The following is a 19,015-nucleotide window of genomic DNA, read 5'->3' as shown; positions in this document are numbered from 1 at the left end:
GCACGCAGGACGTCGGGGTCGGCCGGCGCGGACACCAGCTCGGGAACGTTCGTGGCGGAGATCGAACAGGCCGTCGCTCACAGCCAGGAGAGGACGAGCGGCCTGCGGCTCAGGGCAGGAGCGCGCTCATCGCGTCCGTGGGGAGGGAGGGATTGGCGGCGGCGGCCGTCGCGACCTGCCAGTCCTCGTCGGCCAGCAGGCTGACGATGACGGCGGGAGGGAGTTCTGGACGGGCGGCTGCGACGGGGCGGGCCTGAGGGTCGGCCAGACAGGCGAGGAGCGCCGGGAGCGACGTGTTCGGGTGGCGGGCGATCTCGCGGAAGGCCTTGCGCGCGGAACCGGGCTGACGGATCAGTTGCTCAAGGACGATCGCGGTCGCGTCGGGGTTCGTGGCAGCTTTCGCGGCCACGCGGGGGCCGTGGCGGTCGATCATGGCGAGCAGCTGGTCCTTGGTGAGACCTGGGTGCGGGGCGATCGCGTTGAGGACCTTCGCGTCGCAGTCACGGGCGAGCGTGTCGCGGATCGCGTCCGGCAGGTCGCGGCGCAGGGCGACCAGCATGCGCAGGGTCGGGTCGGCCGCCGTGGCGAGGCCGGCGACCTCGGGGGGCGTGGCCGCGGCGATGCGCGGGAGCAGCGGGGAGCCGAGCTTGGTCGAGCGGGCGAGCTGCGCCAGGACGTCGAGGGGCAGGTTCGGGTGGTGTGCGAGCGACCGCTGGACGTCGTGGCCGTAGTCCTGGGCCAGCCTGCGGACCAGGGGCTCGTCGATCGACGGGTTCTTCGCCAGTTCCGCGCGGACCCCCGGCATCGGATCCCCGGCCAGCCGCGCGTACGCCTGTTGTGGCAGGCCCTCGCGTGCGGCGACGAGTTCACGCAGCAGCGCCGACGGGTGGTCGACGAACCGGGCCACGGCCGGCGCCGGGGTGGCCGGGTTGTGCAGTGCTTGCCATCGGACGTCGTGTACGGCGGACTGGTGGGATCCGTCGCATGCGTCCCCCGGCAGCAGCCGGCAGTCGGCGCGGGGGCAGTCCGGGGCATGGGCGAAGGGAACCCGCTCCTGGTCGCAGACCCGGCACAACTGCACCGGAGGTATGCCTTCGCCGGTGAGCAGCGCCGCCAGCAGCTTCGGTGGCGTCGCCTCGTTGCCGGCGACCGCGCGGCGGACCTCCGCGTGCGGATGCGGCGCGAGTTCGGCGGCCAGGTGGGTCGGGGCCCATCGGGCGAGTTCGGCGACGACCCGGATGTCGGGGTCGTCCCCGAGGCTTCGGGCCACGTCCGGCGGGAGCCCGGGACACGCGGCCAGCTTCTCACGGTGTTCCACGCGCGGATCCGCGGCGAAGTACCGGGCCCACTGTGGCAGCCCGGTCCCCTGGTCGAGCAGGGCGAGTGCGGCCAGCGGCTGTGAGGCCGGGTCGACGTCCTCCGGTTGCAGCTTTCCGCCGTAGGCGATTTGGACGGCGGCCGCCTGGGACCGAGCCGCCAGCGTGCGGACCTGAGCGCGGTTCAGGTCCACACGCAGCGCCAGCTCACAGGCGAGATCCTCGTCCGCTTGGTCGATCAGCCGGTCGACCAGGTGGGACGGGAGGTTGGGGTTCACGGCGAGGCCGAGCAGCGCGGGTTTCACACTGCGTCATCCTGCTGCATACGCGGTGGGGTGTCCTCAGGAATTCTCGACCCCGCCCGGCTTCCGCCCGAGCCGGCGTCGGGAGCGGCCCGCCGGACGCTTCCGGTCCTTGGTGAGGCCGCGGTCCGTGGCGCCGGCCAGGATGGCGTCGCGGGCGATGAAGGAGTCGACGACCGACGGAACGGTGACGCGGGTGTGACCGCTGCCGGTCTTCGAAGGTGGCGGCGTCGAGGCGGGCGCTACCGACCGACCGAGGTTTCGTCCACGTGGCTATTTCTGAGCCGCGATCACAGTGATGACCGGATGCGGAGCAGCGGTGCCCTCCCCGCCGATCGGCGGAGGCGAACCCGCCACCTGTCCAGTTATCCGGTTCATGACAGAAGTTCCATGGGCAATCCGGAAGCGATGCACTACGTTCTTCCACAGAGCAGAGCTCGGTCCGACGGCCATTCATATGCGAATGCCAAAAGGACAGTTGCCGCGGGATTGAGGCTGAACGCGAGCGCGGGGCCGAAGAGTTTCCAGGCCTATCGGCCGCACGACCCGTCGTCCAGCCCTACCCCTCGATAAAAACAAAGGGAGAATACATGAACCGCACCACGGTGCGCCTCGGCGCCGCCACCGTACTCGCCGCGATCGTTCTGGGGGTCGGTGGCACGGCCGCGCAGGCGAGCACCGGCGCTCCGGAGCGCCCTGCTGTCACCGTCGCGACGCCGGAGCAGCAGCGGGCGATCCGGTCGCTGGCCACCGGTCTGCTGAACTCGCCCGTTCTGTACAGCACTTCAGAGCGCGCGGAGTTGGAGTCGATCGCCACCGGCCAGGCGGCCGTCACCGGCAAGTTCGACGGCTTCGTCAAGCTGCTGAAGAAGGTCCCGGGCTTCGCCAAGGCCGTCGGGGGATCGTTCGAGGCCTTCAAGAAGTGGTACGACAGCCTGTCCTGGGCTGTGAAGGCCCCGTTGACGATCGCGAACGTGGGTTCCAACCTCTACGGAATCTGGCAGGTCTTCCACTGACGGCCGGGCTGATCGGATAGGTGACGGGGCGTGCCACAGGCACTCGCTGCGGCACGCCCCTTCACCTGCGAGTGACGAAAGTATCGACTACTTCACAAAGCAGGGTCTCAATTGACGTTTTCCGCGCGAACGGAACGTACGGGCGAACACGAGCGGGAACCGGGGTGGTTCCTGACCGCAACACTGTGCGGTGCGCTCCTCGTCGTGCTCAAGTACGCTGATATCTGGTCCTGGTGGAGCGCCTTGTGGCTCCCGCTACTGGGATTCGCGGTCGGCTCCGCCGTGAACGAGTGGGTACTGATGTTCCGCAGTCAGTGGCGTGCGAAGCCCATGGAGTGGGCGCTCCTGGTCGGCGCCCACTGCTCCTTCCTCGTCTCGGGATCCCTCCTCCTGGGCCTCCTGCCACGATGACCCCCCCGGCTCCACCGTGGAGGGCGGCATGCTCACCAGATGCCCTGTCCGCTTCAGCACCGCCGGGCTCCTCGGCCGGCACGACACCGGCACCTCGGTCCGGTGCCGCCCCACTGTGAGTTCCTGCCGCTGGAGCCTCTCGTCGAACGAGGCCCACCGCACGAGCCACGCGGTCCACGACTCGCGCGGACGGGGCTCGACGGCGAATGCGTCGTCGGGCCCCGTCCCGGGAGTCGTCGTCTTCCGGCCGGTTCGTTCCTGCGCCTGGGCGGGAGCGTGGTATCGCGCCGGGCGGGACCGGTTCGTGGCGGTGGCCGTTGTCACCCGGTCCGTCCGTGCCGTAACGGTCCGGTGACAGCCGCGCGGTCGCCTGCCCTGCGGGCGGCGCCGGCCGGGGCGTAGCGGTGACGGTCCCCCGGGACGTCGTGCCCGGGGGACCGTCTCACCGGTGCCGGTCGGACCGGCACCGGACTACCTCACGGGGCCCTCACTCGTGCCGGCCGCGGCGCGACCGGTGCTTGGCCGTGTACAGCCCCGCTCCGACCAGCGACAGCACCAGGGCGATCCGGCCGAGCACGCCCACCGGCGAACCGGTGTCCGGCAGCGGCTGCCCACCGGAGGACGGCGAGTGCCCCGGCGTCCCGTGGCCGTGCCCGTTCCCGTGGTGCTCGCTCGGGGACGCGGAGGGTGTCCCGCTCGGAGCCGGGGTCGACGGTGAGGGGGACGGCGTCGTCGACGGCGACGGGGAGGGCGACGTCGTGACGGTCGGCGGCACGGTGGTCACCGTGACGGTCGACGGCGGGGAGGTGACCGGCGGACCGGTCGGCGGAGTACCCGTCGTCGTCGCCGTGTTGGTGATCCGTCCGGCGGCGAGGTCCGTCTCCGTGACCGTGTACGACGCCGTGCACGTCATCGCCGCCCCCGGCGCCAACGACGCCGCACCCGCCGGGCACGTCACCGTCGGGGCGGTGCCCGAACCCGAGAACGCGGTCTCGGTCACCGACACGTTCGTCAGTGTCACGTTCCCCGTGTTCGTCACCAGGAACGCGTAGGCGATCGTCGTGCCGACGGCGGTGACCCTGGTGGGCTCGGCCGACTTCACGATGGTCAGTGCCGGGGTCGGCGTGTCCGGCACGCTGGTGGACGACGGCGGGGAGGTGACCGGCGGGCCGGTCGGCGGCGTACCCGTGGCCACCGCCGTGTTCATCACCGAACCCCGGTCGATGTCGGCTTGCGTCACCGTGTACGAGGCGGTGCAGGTCACCGACGCGCCCGGGGCCATGGAGGCGGCGCCGGCCGGGCAGGTCACGGCCGGGGCGGTGCCGCTGCCGGTGAAGACCGTCTCGGTGACCGACATGTTCGTCAGTGTCACGTTCCCCGTGTTGGTCACCAGGAACGAGTAGGCCAGCACCTGGCCCGGCGCCGTCAGCCGCGTCGCGTCCACGGACTTCACGATCGTCAGCGCAGGCGTCGGGGTCGCCGTAACGACCGCGTCCGACGGCGGCGAGGCGACCGGCGGGCCGGACGGCGGAGTACCCGTCGCCACCGCCGTGTTCATCACCTTCCCGGCGTCCACGTCGGCCTGGGTGACGGTGTACGGGGCGGTGCAGGTCACCGACGCGCCGGGCGCGAGCGAGGCCGCGCCGGCCGGGCAGGTGATGACCGGCGGCGTGCCGGTCCCGGAGAACGCCGTCTCCGACACCGACACGTTCGTCAGCGTCACGTTCCCTGTGTTCGTCACCAGGAACGCGTACGCCACACTCTGACCCGCAGCCGTCACCGTCGCCGGATCCACCGACTTCACGACGGTCAGCGCGGGGGTCTTCGTGCTCGGCACACTCGCCGAGGACGGCGGGGAGGTGACCGGCGGGCCGGTCGGCGGGGTGCCGGTGGCGACCGCCGTGTTGTCGATGGTGCCCCGGTCGATGTCGGCCTGCGTCACCGTGTACGAGGCGGTGCAGGTCACCGACGCGCCCGGGGCCATGGAGGCGGCGCCGGCCGGGCAGGTCACGGCCGGGGCGGTGCCGCTGCCGGTGAAGACCGTCTCGGTGACCGACACGTTCGTCAGTGTCACGTTGCCCGTGTTGGTCACCAGGAACGAGTAGGCCAGCACCTGGCCCGGCGCCGTCAGCCGCGTCGCGTCCACGGACTTGACGATCGTCAGGGCCGGGGTGGGCATGGCGATCACGACCGCGTTGGAGGGCGGCGAGGTGACCGCCGGACCGGTCGGCGGGGTCCCGGTCGCCACGGCCGAGTTGGTCACGCTACCGGCGTCCACGTCGGCCTGGGTGACGGTGTACGGGGCGGTGCAGGTCACCGACGCGCCGGGCGCGAGCGAGGCCGCGCCGGCCGGGCAGGTGATGACCGGCGGCGTGCCGGTCCCGGAGAACGCCGTCTCCGACACCGACACGTTCGTCAGCGTCACGTTCCCTGTGTTCGTCACCAGGAACGCGTACGCCACTGCCTGGCCGGCGGCACCGACCGTGCCCGGGTCCACCGACTTCACGATCGTGATCGCCGGGGCCTGGGTGGCCGTGACGGTCGCGGAGGAAGGGGGCGTCGTCACCGGCGGGCCGGTGGGCGGGGTGCCCGTCGCCGTCGCCGAGTTGGTGACCTGCCCGGCATCGATGTCCGCCTGCGTCACGGCGTAGGTCGCCGTGCAGGTGGTCGCGGCACCGGGGACGAGGACCGCGACCGGGCAGCTGATCACCGGCGGCGTGCCGGTGCCGGAGAACGCCGTGTCGCTCACCGTCAGGTTCCGCAGCGTCACGTTCCCGGTGTTGGTGACGCGGAAGCTGTACGTCACGCTCTGGCCGGCGGCGGTCACCGTGGTCGGGTCCGCGGTCTTCACCAGGGTGAGCGCCGGCGCCGGGGTGTTCGGAATGTGGGCGGACGAGGGCGGCGAGGTCACGGGCGGGCCCGAGGGCGGGGTGCCGGTGGCCACGGCCGTGTTGTCGAGGGTGCTGCGGTCGATGTCGTCCTGGGTGACCGTGTAGGTGGCCGTGCACAGCACGGACGCACCGGGGGCGAGGGAGGTGGCGCCGGCCGGGCAGACCGCCGCCGGTGCGGTGCCGCTCCCGGTGAACGCGGTCTCGGTGACCGACACGTTCGTCAGTGTGACGTTGCCGGTGTTGGTCACCAGGAAGCTGTAGGTGAGCACCTGTCCGGCGGTGGTGAGCTGTGTCGCGTCCACGGACTTCACGATCGTGATCGCCGGGGACTGGGCGACGGGCGTGTTGGTGAGCGTGCAGAGCACGGCCGGGCTGTGGGAACCGGAGACGGTCGGCGGGAAGGGCAGGGCGAACGAGGTGCCGCTCCCGGAGGCGACGGGCGCGTCGCCGTTCGCGGTGTCGACGCAGCTGTAGGTCGTGGTGTAGTTCGCGAGGCTGCCACCGGCCGCCGCGCTCTCGCCGAGCGTGTAGGTCGTGCCGGAGACCGCGATGAGCGGGCCCACCGTGACCGGCTGGACGCCGGTGGCGGTGCCGGTGGTCGTCGCGGTGTTGCCGGTGTCGATGCCGCCGCCGGTGACCGACAGCGTGAACTGGTCGTTCGACGAGGCCGAGGAGACGAAGCGGCCCACGACGTCTTTCTGCAGCTCGATCGTCGGGTTGGTCGAGCAGGCCCCGAGGTCGACGGAGAGGAAGGCGTTGTCGGAGTACGGCTTCGGGCCGCTGATCAGCGCACCGGTGTTCGGGTCGAGCTCCTTCAGGTAGGTGTTCGTCCCGTCCGTGTACTCGACGAACAGGTGGCCCGCGTTGTCGAAGGCGATCCCGTTGTACGAGTTGGAGCCCGGGTTGTCGATCACGCTGACCGTGGTGGAGGCGAGCGGGGTCCCGGTGGCCGAGCCGGTGGTCGGCAGTGGGCCGTCGACGCGGCCGATGGCGGCGGTGGTGCCGAGGGAGCTGAGGGCGTAGAGGTTGCCCGCGGCATCGAAGGCCAGGTCGCCGTTGGAGCCGCCGGTCGCGCTGATCGGCAGCGGGAAGGTGGCGACGATGCCGGGGATCGCGGTGTTGGTGGCGGTGTCGAAGCCGTAGAGGGTCGCGATCCCGTTGGTGTAGTCGGCGTAGTAGTAGATGCCGTTGGCGGGGTCGACGGCGCCGGCGACGAAGTTGTCGGCCGGTCCGGTCGCGCTGCCGGTGAAGGTCGTCCAGGTGTTGGTGGCCGTGCTGTACGCGTAGACGTCGACCGAGCCCGCGACGAGCGGGGTCTGCCGGACCAGGTAGGCGGCGGTGCCGCCGCCGGCGATGCCGAGCGCGTTGGCGAAGCCCGCTCCGGGGACGGTGCTGATCGCCGTGGCGGTCACGCTGGTCGGGGTCGGGCCCGCCAGGGTGGGCGCGCTGAGCGCCAGCAGGGTGCCGTTGGCCGTGGCGTCGGCGCCGCGCTGGTAGGCGTAGATGACGTTGCCGGTGCAGTCGAGCGGGTCACCGGGGGCCCGGCCCTTGGGGACCGTGCCGGTGGCGCCCGGGGCGGGCGCCGAGCGGGCGGTGCCGTCGGGCGTCGCCGTGGCGGCACCGGACGGCACCGCCGTGGCCCGGGCGGTGGCACCGGACCACGAGGGCTGGGCACCCGGCTCCGCAGAGGCGGACGCGGACGCGGCGGCCGTGGAGGTCGTGGCGGAGGCCGATCCCGGCGCGCTCGGCGACGGGGACTCCGCCCGGTCGGTGTCGGTGTCGGTGCCGGCGTCGGTGCTGCCGCCCGTCCGGCGGTCGGCCACCGACCTGGTGGCCGCGGGGCCGGACCACTCCAGGACGACCAGGCCGTTGCCGCCCGCTCCCCGGGCGACCTCGGCGGTGCCGCCGGCGGCGATCCCGGCGACGTACTGCGCCTCGTCGCGGTGCGGGGCCTCGGCGCCGGGCGCCTTCGCGGCGGTGGCCCCGCCGGCGGCCGTCAGCGAGGACTTGGCCGGCTGCTCGCGCGCGTCGGCGCCGGCGGCCTTGGTGGCGACGTCGCTGCCGGCGTTGGCACCGGCGACCCGGACCCGGGAGCGACCTCCGGCCCCGCCCTGCTGCGCGGGGGTCCCCGCCGCAGCGGAGACCCCCGCCCGGCCGCCCAGGCCGGGGGAGACGGTGAGGGTACGGTCGCCGTCGACGGCGAGCACACCCGTGACGTACTCGCCGGCCGCGCCCGCGCGCTCGCCGTTCGCGCCGGAGCCCGCGCCCCAGACCTTGGCGGTCACGGCGGAGACGCCCTCGGGCACGGTGAAGGAGTGGGGTTCGTTCCGGTAGCCGAAGGCCGCACAGTGGTCGAAGCCAGGGTCGGCCACGCACTCGGGGAGCGGTACGGCGGCCTGCGCCGGCGGGCTGTCCATCAGGGGGCCGAGCGCCGAGGCGACCAGTATCGAGGCGACGGCCATGCCCGCGAGTGAACGTCGTACCGGGGCAGCGAGCGAGGCTCGCCAGGTGTGGCCTTGGTGTGCGGACATCCAGAACTCCGAGCAACGGGGCCGGGCAGCGGCCGTCACAACCGCACGGACTTGTGCGATCGGATGCTTATCCCACTCTCGCGCTGGAACAGAGTGCCCGAAACGGCCCCGTCATTCGTCCAGCCCTGCAACAGACCCGATCTGGCCGACACACCATCAGCTCCGGATCCCACGCACCGCCACCGGCAGGGGTGCCGCCCTCCGACCTGACGCTCCGTCCGGCGCGCCGCCACCGGACGCGGGCCGCCCCGGCCGTCCCGTCGGCATGGTGGTGGGCCCGCGAGGTCGCCGAGTCCGCGCTGACCGGGCCCAGGTCGACCACGCCACGGGCCGCCGCCTCGGCGATCACCGCTTCCGTCATCAGCTGAAAGGTGCCCTGCTTGGACCGGACCCGGAACCGGTCGTACGCGCTCCGCCAGGGCCCGAACTCGTCCGGCAGGTCGCGCCACGGGCTGCTGACCCGGAAGCGCCACATCACCGCGTTGAAGTGTTTCCGCAGGTCGGGGACAGGCCCGACCGCAGCGACGGGGGAGATGCGGCTCGATCAGGGTCCACTGCTCGTCGGTGGGATCGCCTCGCGCCATGCTGACGGCTCACCAAAGCCGAACCGCCGCGCGCAGGCAATCCACCAACCGGGTCACCGACGGAAGCCTGCTGAGCTGGGCCGTCCCAGGGGCTGCTGTTCGACGCCGGGCGCCGCATCGCCGCCCACCGCGCGGCCGACGAGGTCCGAAGGGGCCTGATCCGGCTCGCCGACCACCTGGACGCGGCCGCGCACCTTGTCGACTACCACCACCGGCGCCGCTGCCTGGCCGCCTGGACGCTTCCACAGGACCACCGGCGGAGCCTGACCGAGAAACTGCCCGCGCGCACCGGCCGGCGCTTCGACGACACGTCCGCCGCGACAGCGCCGCTGTGCTGATCCGGATGGACGTCACCCAGGGCCACCAGCGCAGGGCACCCGTCGCGGCGGTCTCGATCGAGGCCACCACGGCTCCCGTCGCCCGCTTCCGGACGAGACACGGTCCGCGGTGGACCACCTCGGCCACCAAGTCCCCTTCGGAGCTGATGGCCACCAGCTCTGGTGAGGGGTTCAGCATGGTTCGGCTCATGCGGTGCCCTGTTTCCTTCTCGTCGAGGCGCGGCGGTGGAGCCCGGCGAGGTAGCTCTCGGGCTTCTTGTCGAACCGGATGGCGATGCCCCGCCAGGCCCTCAGCCTGTTGATCAGGCGCTCGACGGTGTTGACCACGCTCGACCCGGCCTGCAGGCCAAGCACGCGGGATGCCCGACACGGCAGGGGCGGGGTCTCCTTCTGGAGGGGCCCGTGGGCGTCGTTGGCGGTTCAGAGCCACCCATTGTGTGCGGCCCTGATGCCGGCTTCGAAACGACTGCTGGCGCCCAGGCGTTCCATGATGGAGGACATGTGGCGGCCGACGGTCCGTGAGGAGATGCCAAGTCGCTGGCCCGCAGTGTCGTCGGTGAGGCCGGTGCCGAGCAGGCGCAGGAGTTCGCGTTCGGTGGGGGTGAGGCCGCACTGGGGGTCGTCGGTGTGGGCGGCACCGAGGGGTACAGCTGTGCTCCATGCCTGTTCGAAGAAGTCGAGGAGAGCGGCGAGGATGCCGGGTTCGGTGACGTACAGGGCGCCCAGGCGGTTGTCGCCCGGGTCGATGGGCACGAGGGCCTGGGCGCGGTCGACGACCACGAGTCGCTGGGGGATCGTGGGGGCGGTGCGGACCTCGCCGCCCTGGCTGAGGAGCCAGTGGGCGTAGTTGGCGACGTGGGGCTGGTTGCGGGTGGCGTCCTGGTAGAGGGTGCGCATGGTGATGCCGCGTCCGAGCGCCTCGGCGTCGGCGAGACGGCCGACGGCGAGGTCTTCGGCGCGCTGATTGCCGGGCTGGCTGCTGAGGACCTCAGTGGTGGCGCTGTGGCCCATCCGTTCGAGACGGCTGTGGATGGCGTCCATGCCGAGAAGACGTTCACCATGCGTGGTGCGATGCTCGGCGCGCTCGGCGACCATGCGGGTCACGGCGGCTCGCGAGGCTGCCAGCCGGGCCTGGCGGGCGGCGAGTTCGGCCTCCTGGTTGGCGAGGATGTCGGCGAGACCGATCTCGGGACTCACCGCGCGCATCTGGCCGGGGCGTTCGGCGGAGACACGCACGAGAGTGAGCCGGCTCAGCTCGTCGAGGTGGTCGTGCACCTGCGTGACGGTCAGGGCGCAACGGGCGGCGATGTCGTCGACGCTGTAGCCGGGGTGGTCGAGCATGGCCCGGTACACCGCCGTGGCTGCGGTGGTCAGTCCGAGCACCTCGAGCATCGTTCCCCCGGTTCGTCTGGTTCGTCTGGTTTCGCCGGCCCCTGTCGGACGCCCGGAACACTCGGCCTCATCAAACACTCTTTCGATGCTTCGTTCAAGATCCATTCGGGCCGAATGCTGAGTTCGCAGTCGGCCCTACGCAGTGTCCTGTGCCTCGATCAGGTCGAGGTCGCGGCCGCAGAAGCGATGGTGCTCGAATGTCTCGTTGAGCACTGTGCCGAGGCACTGTCGCACCGAGCGGCCCCGGGCGTACGGCGGCCAGACATCGTCGTCGGGCACCGGCGCCGGCACTGCGAGCTGCGTGGCGGTGACCTTGTCGAGCCACGTCTCCAGCTCTGCGGCCTGCGCCTCACGCACGCTCACGATCTCGTCGAGGGATGGATCGAGCGCGAGGTCAAGCCCGTGCGCCCCACGGTAGGGCTCGACGGTCGGCCCGATGCCCATCGAGGTGAACAGCTCCGTCGAGCCCAGGCAACAGCGGCGGAACCACGAGTCGTGAACGAAGACCAGGTGGCGCAGAGTCTCCACCGCCGACCACTCGTCGTTGACGCTGCGGCGCTCGATGCCGGGCGTACGGCGGATCCGCTCGATCGTGGCGGCCCAGCCGGCATGGAGCCGATGCGCTGCCTCGCGCAGATCGGCAGGGTCCTCGGAGCGGATCAGCACCCGTACCGGATGACGCCGGTCGAGCTCCGCCTCGACGTATTCGGTGACCTCGACACCGTTCACCACGAGGTTGGTGACGAGCCCGTCGATCACGGCATCCTGCATGACGACGCCGATCAGGCGCGACCCCGTCAGGTCGCACTCGCGGAACTCCGCACCCTGCAGATCCTCATCGACATATCGTGTCATGCTCCGCATGCTAAGCCCCACCACCGACAAGCCAGCCCCCCTGCTTGATCCGTGGCATGCGGCTGGGCGGCTGGGCGGCTCGTCCTCCGGCCTGCCGGTGGTCGGCCCGTACGTTCTCCACAGGGTGCGGAGCTACGCGCACCGGTCCTGGCAGACCCACGGAGGGCCCGGGTACCAGCCCGGGTACCAGGAAGCCGGTGTGCCCAGCGCCACGGCTTGGTCCGGGCGAGGAGTGGGCCTCGAACTGGCGTCGTAGAGTGCCGTGTGTGCCTCAGCTTGAGATTTCTGACCTGATCACCGCGGTGGACCCGGCCGACGGCCGACGGTTGCCGGTGCGGCGCGCCGAGGTCGTCGAGCAGCTTCGTGCGAACGGCGACGGGCGGGCGGCGCGGATCGTGGCGGGGCTGCCCGCCGACCGGGACGGGGTCCTGGACGCGGGCGCCGTCGACCGCCTGCTGATCAGCGTCCACACCGAGCTCCAGCGACTGAGCGAGGAACTGCGCATCGGCGAACGCCTCGTCCACCTGCTCGACCCCCTCTTCACCGCGATCCGGGCCACCGGCCACCCCGGGCCGTACCGCCTGGTCGACATCGGCTGCGGGCTCGGCTACCTGGTCCGCTGGCTGGCTGCCACCGGCGCACTCCCCCCGGAGGTCGAGCTGGTCGGAGTCGACCTCGACGCCGCGCTGGTCGGCGAGGCAGACCACCTTGCCCACGCCGAAGGACTCGACTGCCGCTTCGTCCACGGCAACGCCTTCACGCTGCCGGAGGCTGCCACCGTCTATGTCTCCACCGGCGTGCTGCACCACTTCCCCGAGCCCGCGCTGACGGACTTCTTCCGGGCCCAAGGCGCCTCCCCGGCCCTGGCGTTCTGCCACTACGACATCGCCGCCACCGGCCTCGCCCCCATCGGCGCGTGGATGTTCCACCGGGCCCGGATGCGCCACCCGCTGGGCCGACACGACGGCGTCGCCTCCGCCCGACGAGCCCACAGCGACGAAACCCTGCTGCGGGCCGCCGCGGCCTCGGGCATGCGCCCACTGCTCTACGAGCCCCGACGAGCCGCCAACCCTTTCTGCACAACCCTGCGTCCGGTCCTCGGCCTGCGGCCGCACCTGGAGGCGCCGCTGCGCCAGGCCCTTGGCCGCGCCTCCCGCCGACTCCTCGGCCCCGAGCAGTTCGCGCAGGCCGCCCGATGACGCCCGCCCTACCACTGGCCGTACTCGGGTTGGTCGACGCGGCATTCAGCGGTTTTCGTGCCTTCGCCGGCCGCGACGCGCGAATCCGCAAACACCGTGCCAACGCGCACGCCGCACTGCGCGGGCTGGCGGTCGGGGCCGTCCTACTGCTCGTTCCCGCACTGGCCGCCGTTCTCTGCCTGCTCACCGCCGCCGACCCGGCCCGCGTCCACGCCGCGCTGGCCGCCGGCGGCCTCGGCTACCTGCTTCCGCTCGTCGTCTACGCCGCCGCCGTCCTGCTCTCGCTCGCCGCATACTTCCTCCTGCCGTTCCGTGCCAGCACCCTCGCCATGGTCATCGGACTCGGCCCGCTCACCCTGTTGCGCCCAGTGGCCATCGCCGCTGCCTGCCTCGCCGCGCTCCTCAACGGCGGCGGCTGGGCCTCCCTCACCGTCGGTGCGGCGGCCGGGGCAGCGGTGCTGTCCGTCGAGCCGGTCGTCCACCGCCGCTGGTACCGCCAGGGCCACACCCGACGCGAGCAGACCACTGCCACGACCTGATGACCACCCCGATACCGCGAGGCACCGATGGGGCCGTACGCGGGCCGATGGACTCGATCCGGCAGCGGCCTGCAGAACCGGAGCATCGGGCCACAGGCCGGCCGCGCTCGGCATGGTGAGCGGTGCACATTCCCGTGTTCCGAGCGGAGCATGCCGTACGTACGCCGAGACCTGTCAGGTGGCGCTGTCGGTGCTCCGCAGTGCATCGTGCGGTGGTGAGTGAAACATCGTTGGCTGAGCACGAGGACCGTTGGATCATGAACCTTCGGGGCCTGGCCGTTACCCGGATCAGTGTCGGCCACCAGCTGTTCCTGCACCTCGACTCGGATGCCCGCGTGGATCTTGGTTGCCCCTTCAAGCTCACCCGGCCTGTCGGCGAGGGGCGTCAGGATGTGCTCCTCGACAACGGCTTCCGCCTCACCAGCAAGGCGGACCCCTTGTTCTAGGCATGGGAAGTGCTCGGACCGGGAGGGTGGCGGATCATCCCGATGCCGGGCGGGAAGCTCGCGGTCTGGGCCGACCCATCCCTGACCTCCTGATACTCGTGAAGAGACGCTGTTCCGACCGCGCTGTTCCCTGGGAGCTGTTCAAGGTTCGGATCTTGTTGTGGCTCGGTCGTGGAGCAGCCTTCCAGGGTCTGGTGGAGGCGTTGATCGCGGGCCGCCGCACGCCCCGCAGAGTGTCGTCGGCCCCTGCTATTCAGATCCGTATGACATCGAATGCAGAGGGTCCTCACAGTCCGGAGACGTTGTTCGAGACGGCGCGCGCGGCCCTCGCCGAAGGCCGTGATGACGTGCAGGAGCTGTTCGACCGTGCCGCCGCCGGCGCGGGGCCCGAGATGCTGTGGCGGATCACCGACGCGTTCGTGGGGGCGTTCGACGGTCGGGCGGCGGGGTGGATGAGCCGCGCGATCGAGTCGTCGGAGGTGGCGGAAGGGATCCGTGTGCACCCGGGGACCTTGCGGATCGTCGTGGATCACGGCTACCCGGTACACCAGTGCTGGGACATCGAGGTCAGGTCCTCGGCCGAGGACCGGCCGGCGGTCGTGGCGGCGTTGAACGCGGCCGAGCCGCGGCTGATACGGCTCACCGACGACGGCCGCGAGCTGTCGGCCACCGAATGGGAAGTCGCGCTGGAAAGGGGCGTCGACTTCTACAGCCCGAACTACGCCGCGGTGGAGCCGGATCCGGTGCCACGGATCCGGCTGGACTGCAAGGACGCGGTCATGCCCTTGATGAGTCGTGCCGTCATCCGGGTGCTGCTGGAGGAACTCGCCTCTGCGGGCGTTCGGCAGGCCGTGCTGAGCACGGATCCGAGGCCGAGGTCCCAGTGACGGCCGGCGGCATGCCTCCCTTGCCCCGAGTACCTCCCGCCGGGTCCGGCCGGCGATCCGCAGAGTGGGGCAGGTGGCACGTTCGTGCCCTGAGGGTGGCAGGTCGAAGGACTGCTGGCCGTCACCGCGCGCGTGAAGCGGGGCCGATGTCACTGCCGGGGGAGGAGGATGCGGGGTCGGCGGGGTCGGGAACCGACGCGGCCCACTGGGCCATGCTCTCCAGCACGGGGCCCAGGCTCTCGCCCAGTGGCGTGAGGCGGTACTCCACACGCGGAGGGATCTCGGCGTACGCGGTCCGGGTGACGAGGCCGTAGGTCTCGAACCGGCGCAGACGGCTGGTGAGGGTGTGCGGGCTGATCCGAGGGAGCGCCGCGCGCAGCTCGGTGAAGCGGTGCGGGCCGTGCAGCAGCTCGCGCACGATGAGCGTGGCCCAGGGCCCTTCGAGCAGGGTGAGGAACCGGGCCACGCCGCATTCGGGAAGAGGATTCGTCGACACGGCTTCACTGTAGGCCAATGGTGCAGTTGAAGTAACTGGTGCACTGTATGCACTAATGGATTCATGAGCTATGTGATCCACGGCGCCACCGGCGCCCAAGGCGCCCCCGTCGCTGCCGCCCTCGCCGCCGTCGGCGCTTCCGTCACCGCCCTGACCCGCAACGCCGACGCGGTCGTCGCCGGCGCTCGGGTGCGGGCGGTCGACCTCGGCGCCACCGACACACTCGCCGACGCCTACCGCGGTGCGGACGGCGTCTTCGTCCACCTCCCTATCGGCGGGCCGGAGGACCGGCTGCGCCACGCCCACAGCATCGTTGCCGCCCTGAACGCTGCCCGCCCGGGCCGGGTGGTGTTCTCCACGAGCGGCGGCGTGCCCGTGGAGTCCGCCGACGGGGCGGTGGCGGCTGTCGTCGAAGGGCTGAAGCGCAGCGGCCTCTCCCACGCGGTGATCGCACCGCGCCTGTTCCTGGAGAACCTCCTCCTGCCGCCCGTCGTCACCGGGGCCCGTGAGCAGGGCCTGTTGCGCTACCCGCTGCCCGCCGCCCATGCGGTGTCGTGGGCCTCGCACCTGGACGTCGCCGATGCCGCGGTCGCACTGTTCGGCCGACCGGACGTCACCGGTCTGATCGAGGTCGGCCTGCACCCCGCGGTGACCGGCCCCGCACTCGCCGAGGCGTTCGCCGCGCGCCTGGGCCACGCCGTCACCTACGAACCGCTCACCCCGGCGGAGTTCGGTGACCTGCTCGCCCCGCTCCTCGGTGCCGATGCCGCTGGTGGTGTGGCGGGACTCTACGACTTCCTCGCCACCCTCCCGGACAGCGCGATCGCCCCCGACCGCTCCGCCGGGACGCTGCTCGGCCTGCACCCCCGCACCCCCTTGCAGTGGCTGACGGACGCGGTCCGGTAGGTTCTGCCGGCTCGGCCGGGGCCTGAAGGAGGCGTCGCACCTCCACGTCCCGCTCCGACGGGCCGCACAGGCCTCCGATGCGTGACGATCGGTCAGGACCGCCGGCTCGAAGGGGTTCCGCGACCGTTGTGCCGCCCGCGGACTCCGTCTCACATGCCGGGACAGCATTGGCGTCGGGCACCTGCTTCGAGCAGGATCTCCGCGGCACCGATCAGGGGGATCGGTGCCGCGGATCCGAGGGGGACCCATGAGTGAGACGAAGGACCCGAAGGTTGCTGCGATCGAGGCCTTCTTCGCGGCCTACGGCGCGGGTGACGCCGACGCGATGAGCGCGGTGCTGGCCGAGGGGATCGAGTGGACCATCCCGGGTCGCCACCCGCTCTCCGGTACCAAGCACGGGGTGGCCGAGGTGCGGGCCTTCTTCGACCAGCTGGGCAAGTCCGGTTTCAAGGCGGAGCCGATCTTCTTCGGCGTCAACGACGAGTACGTGGTGGACGTTCACCGGGGCTGGACCACCGAGGGCACCGGGAAGGTCGACACCACCTGGGCGCTGGTCTGGCACTTCGACGCGGCGGGCAAGGTCGACCGGGTGGTGAACCTCTCCGGTGACCAGCACCAGATGGACGCGTTCGTCTGGGCCAACTACGCGCTCGCCCCGATTCCGGACCGCCTGGCCTGATCCGGCGTACGGCCCGCGCGGCCCGAGCGGCTGAGACGGCTCCGGCCGCGCGCCGACGTCCTCCGACTGCCCTGCGTGACGGGGCTTCGCACATGCTGCACCGATGTCGGACGACGGCGGAATCCCGAGTATCGCGGACAGCGGTGCGGACCTGCCCGCAACGCTGCGCATCGCTGGGCTCGCGTTGGAACGGACGCAGAGCCCTCCGTCCCTGGCCTGCTGGACCGGCTGCTTCCCGGAGTCGGCCGGCGGCGACGCGGCGGTGGTCAGTCCGGTGGTCGAGCCGGCCGCGCCGCCCGAAGAGGTCGTGCACCAACTCGTTCTCGACGTCGTGAGGGATTTCGACGTCCTCGTCCTCGTCGACCGAGCGGTGCGGTACTGCCGGACCCGGCTCGGGAGCGGCACTTCGGTATCACACCCGAGGAACTGAGCCGGCTGGACCTTCCGGAGCTGCCGTTGGCAGGCCCCGAAGTGGTGGTGCGGACCGACCGGACCTGGGCGATCCGGTACACCGAGAGCAGGTTCCGGCCGGTGGCCCGGCGGCGTCCGTGGCCGGCCGTGCCGCGAGCGTCTCCGGTGAGTCGTGGGCGGGTGCGGGTCGCGCCCCTGGCATGCTGCTGAGCGCGGCTCCGTCCGGCGCCACCCGAGCGGGCCGAGCGGGCCGGCCAGCCGGCGGGCAGCGGCAGCGGCAGCGGGTTTCAGGAGTCCAGGAGTCCAGGAGCCCGCCGGACCCCCGGTATCCCCGGACCCCGGGTGCCCCCCCTGGGAGTCCGGAACGGACGAGCGAGCACGGAAGGGCTGCGTGCATGGACCCGGTGACGAAGGCACTCGACGAACTGCACCGGCGGATCAGCGGGTTGAGGGGTGGCGAGGTCGCCTCGTACATCCCGGAGCTCGCCCGGGCCGACCCCGAGGACTTCGGCATCGCGATCACCAGCATGGGCGGGCGTCGTTACCAGGCGGGCAGGGCCGACACCGAGTTCACCATCCAGTCGGTGTCCAAGCCCTTCGTCTACGCCCTGGCCCTCACCGACCTCGGACCCGACGAGATGCTCGGACGGGTCGGCGCCGAGCCCAGCGGCGAGGCCTTCAACGCCATCAGTCTGGAACCGGGTACCGGTCGGCCGGCCAACCCGATGGTCAACGCCGGCGCAATCGCCACCACCGCCCTGGTCGCGGCGGCGGACCCCGAGGCGCGGTCCGCCCGGATCCTGGACTGCCTGTCCGCGTTCGCCGGCCGTCGGCTGGGCTACGACGAGGAGGTCTACGCTTCCGAGGCCGCCACCGGCGACCGCAACCGCGCGCTGGCCTACCTGATGCGCTCGGCCGGCTCGTTGAGCGAGGACCCGTACGCCGTGACGGCCACCTACTTCCGCCAGTGCTCCGTTCTGGTCACCGCGGCCGACCTGGCGGTGATGGCCGCGACCCTGGCGAACGGCGGCCGCAACCCGGTCACCGGCGAGCAGGTCGTGGAGCGCAGCGTGGCGGTGCGGACCCTGGCGGTCATGGCCACCTGCGGGATGTACGACGGCGCGGGGGAGTGGCTGCTGAACGTCGGTCTGCCGGCCAAGAGCGGGGTCTCCGGTGGGCTGATCGCGGTCGGCCCGGGCCGGTTCGGCGTCGCGGTCTACAGCCCGCCGCTGGATCCGGCGGGCAACTCGGTGCGGGGCGTGGCCGCGCTCACCGAGATGTCGGAACGGCTCGCCCTGCACCTCATGCACGCGCCGGTGCACCTGACGGCCACCGTCACCGACACCGGGCACGGCGCCCGCTCCTCGCGCGCCCGCAGCCCGGAGCAGACCGCGCTGCTCAACCGCAGCCGCCGGCGCATCATCGCCGTCGGCGCCCAGGGCGAGCTGGAGTTCACCGAGACCGAGCAACTGCTGGGTGCCGTCGAGGGGGCCGTTCCCGAGCCGCCGGGCTGGCTGGTGCTGGACCTGATGGCCGTCACCGGCATCCGGCCGGGCTCCGCGGCGTTGCTCGCCGCGGGTCTGGCGGACATCGCCCGGCGGGGCCACCGGATCGTGGTCGCCGCCCAGGAGCCGTTCCTGGGCGCCGCCGACGGGCACTCCGGCTGGCACGCCTTCGGCAGCCGCGACGACGCGGTGGCCTGGTGCGAGGACCAGCTCCTCGCGGGCGGGCCGTCCGTCGGCCCGCCCGCTGCGCAGAGCGGGGGCTGACCGCCTGCCGGGGCCGGGCCGGGCGGTCTGTCTCCGAAGCCGGACGC

General features: G+C 72.0%; 17 protein-coding genes. 9 read left to right on the top strand and 8 right to left on the bottom strand.

Annotated features, from left to right (window positions below; all coding sequences use genetic code 11):
* Window positions 1–109: 109 nt before the first annotated feature.
* Window positions 110–1,621, bottom strand: a complete 1,512-nt coding sequence (locus tag BLU95_RS01250) for a hypothetical protein (protein ID WP_093858255.1) — start codon at window positions 1,619–1,621, stop codon at window positions 110–112.
* Window positions 1,622–2,208: 587 nt separating this feature from the next.
* On the opposite strand from BLU95_RS01250, the gene BLU95_RS01245 reads away from it, so the two are divergent.
* Entirely contained in the window at window positions 2,209–2,634 is a 426-nt protein-coding gene (locus tag BLU95_RS01245) for a hypothetical protein (protein ID WP_093858254.1), read from the top strand.
* Between the two features lie 898 nt (window positions 2,635–3,532).
* On the opposite strand, the gene BLU95_RS01235 is transcribed toward BLU95_RS01245, so the two are convergent.
* From BLU95_RS01235 to BLU95_RS01220, 6 genes are all read right to left on the bottom strand, one after another.
* Window positions 3,533–8,398 carry a beta strand repeat-containing protein gene (locus BLU95_RS01235; RefSeq protein ID WP_093858252.1) on the bottom strand — a complete coding sequence of 1,622 codons (4,866 nt, stop codon included), beginning with the start codon at window positions 8,396–8,398 and terminating at the stop codon, window positions 3,533–3,535.
* Between the two features lie 136 nt (window positions 8,399–8,534).
* Complete coding sequence (locus BLU95_RS45460) at window positions 8,535–8,966, bottom strand: transposase (RefSeq protein WP_353653578.1); 432 nt, start codon at window positions 8,964–8,966, stop codon at window positions 8,535–8,537.
* Between the two features lie 138 nt (window positions 8,967–9,104).
* Window positions 9,105–9,305, bottom strand: coding sequence for a hypothetical protein (locus BLU95_RS42030; protein ID WP_159424702.1), 201 nt, complete (start codon window positions 9,303–9,305; stop codon window positions 9,105–9,107).
* Between the two features lie 270 nt (window positions 9,306–9,575).
* Window positions 9,576–9,743, bottom strand: coding sequence for a hypothetical protein (locus BLU95_RS42025; protein ID WP_159424701.1), 168 nt, complete (start codon window positions 9,741–9,743; stop codon window positions 9,576–9,578).
* 66 nt (window positions 9,744–9,809) lie between these two features.
* Window positions 9,810–10,781, bottom strand: coding sequence for a LuxR C-terminal-related transcriptional regulator (locus tag BLU95_RS01225; RefSeq protein ID WP_093858250.1), 972 nt, complete (start codon window positions 10,779–10,781; stop codon window positions 9,810–9,812).
* A 135-nt stretch (window positions 10,782–10,916) separates the two neighbouring features.
* Window positions 10,917–11,636 carry a DinB family protein gene (locus BLU95_RS01220; protein WP_173861990.1) on the bottom strand — a complete coding sequence of 240 codons (720 nt, stop codon included), beginning with the start codon at window positions 11,634–11,636 and terminating at the stop codon, window positions 10,917–10,919.
* A gap of 266 nt (window positions 11,637–11,902) precedes the next feature.
* On the opposite strand from BLU95_RS01220, the gene BLU95_RS01215 reads away from it, so the two are divergent.
* From BLU95_RS01215 to BLU95_RS01200, 4 genes are all read left to right on the top strand, one after another.
* Entirely contained in the window at window positions 11,903–12,835 is a 933-nt protein-coding gene (locus BLU95_RS01215; protein WP_093858249.1) for a class I SAM-dependent methyltransferase, read from the top strand.
* 29 nt (window positions 12,836–12,864) lie between these two features.
* On the top strand, window positions 12,865–13,374 hold the full coding sequence (locus tag BLU95_RS01210) for a hypothetical protein (protein ID WP_231978182.1): 510 nt from the start codon (window positions 12,865–12,867) through the stop codon (window positions 13,372–13,374).
* Between the two features lie 215 nt (window positions 13,375–13,589).
* The gene (locus BLU95_RS01205; protein ID WP_159424700.1) at window positions 13,590–13,820 is read left to right on the top strand and encodes a DUF6188 family protein; all 231 of its coding nucleotides are present in this window, start codon (window positions 13,590–13,592) and stop codon (window positions 13,818–13,820) included.
* 302 nt (window positions 13,821–14,122) lie between these two features.
* Entirely contained in the window at window positions 14,123–14,707 is a 585-nt protein-coding gene (locus BLU95_RS01200; RefSeq protein ID WP_093858246.1) for a hypothetical protein, read from the top strand.
* 121 nt (window positions 14,708–14,828) lie between these two features.
* On the opposite strand, the gene BLU95_RS01195 is transcribed toward BLU95_RS01200, so the two are convergent.
* A complete protein-coding gene (locus tag BLU95_RS01195) occupies window positions 14,829–15,203 on the bottom strand; it encodes a winged helix-turn-helix transcriptional regulator (protein ID WP_093858245.1) in 375 nt (124 codons plus the stop codon).
* 63 nt (window positions 15,204–15,266) lie between these two features.
* On the opposite strand from BLU95_RS01195, the gene BLU95_RS01190 reads away from it, so the two are divergent.
* The 4 genes from BLU95_RS01190 (at window position 15,267) to glsA (ending at window position 18,968) form a co-directional block, all read left to right on the top strand.
* Window positions 15,267–16,109, top strand: coding sequence for an SDR family oxidoreductase (locus BLU95_RS01190; RefSeq protein ID WP_093858244.1), 843 nt, complete (start codon window positions 15,267–15,269; stop codon window positions 16,107–16,109).
* A gap of 247 nt (window positions 16,110–16,356) precedes the next feature.
* Window positions 16,357–16,788, top strand: a complete 432-nt coding sequence (locus BLU95_RS01185) for a nuclear transport factor 2 family protein (RefSeq protein WP_093858243.1) — start codon at window positions 16,357–16,359, stop codon at window positions 16,786–16,788.
* Between the two features lie 103 nt (window positions 16,789–16,891).
* Window positions 16,892–17,218 (top strand): hypothetical protein, encoded by a 327-nt coding sequence (locus BLU95_RS01180; protein WP_093858242.1) that lies wholly within the window; start codon window positions 16,892–16,894, stop codon window positions 17,216–17,218.
* Between the two features lie 376 nt (window positions 17,219–17,594).
* Window positions 17,595–18,968, top strand: coding sequence for a glutaminase A (glsA, locus tag BLU95_RS01175; protein WP_093858241.1), 1,374 nt, complete (start codon window positions 17,595–17,597; stop codon window positions 18,966–18,968).
* The last annotated feature ends 47 nt before the right edge of the window (window positions 18,969–19,015 follow it).

Source organism: Streptomyces sp. TLI_053, from assembly GCF_900105395.1.
Classification (GTDB): domain Bacteria; phylum Actinomycetota; class Actinomycetes; order Streptomycetales; family Streptomycetaceae; genus Kitasatospora.
The sequence above is the reverse complement of the archived record's forward strand: the minus strand, read 5'-3'. Positions and strand labels throughout refer to the sequence as shown.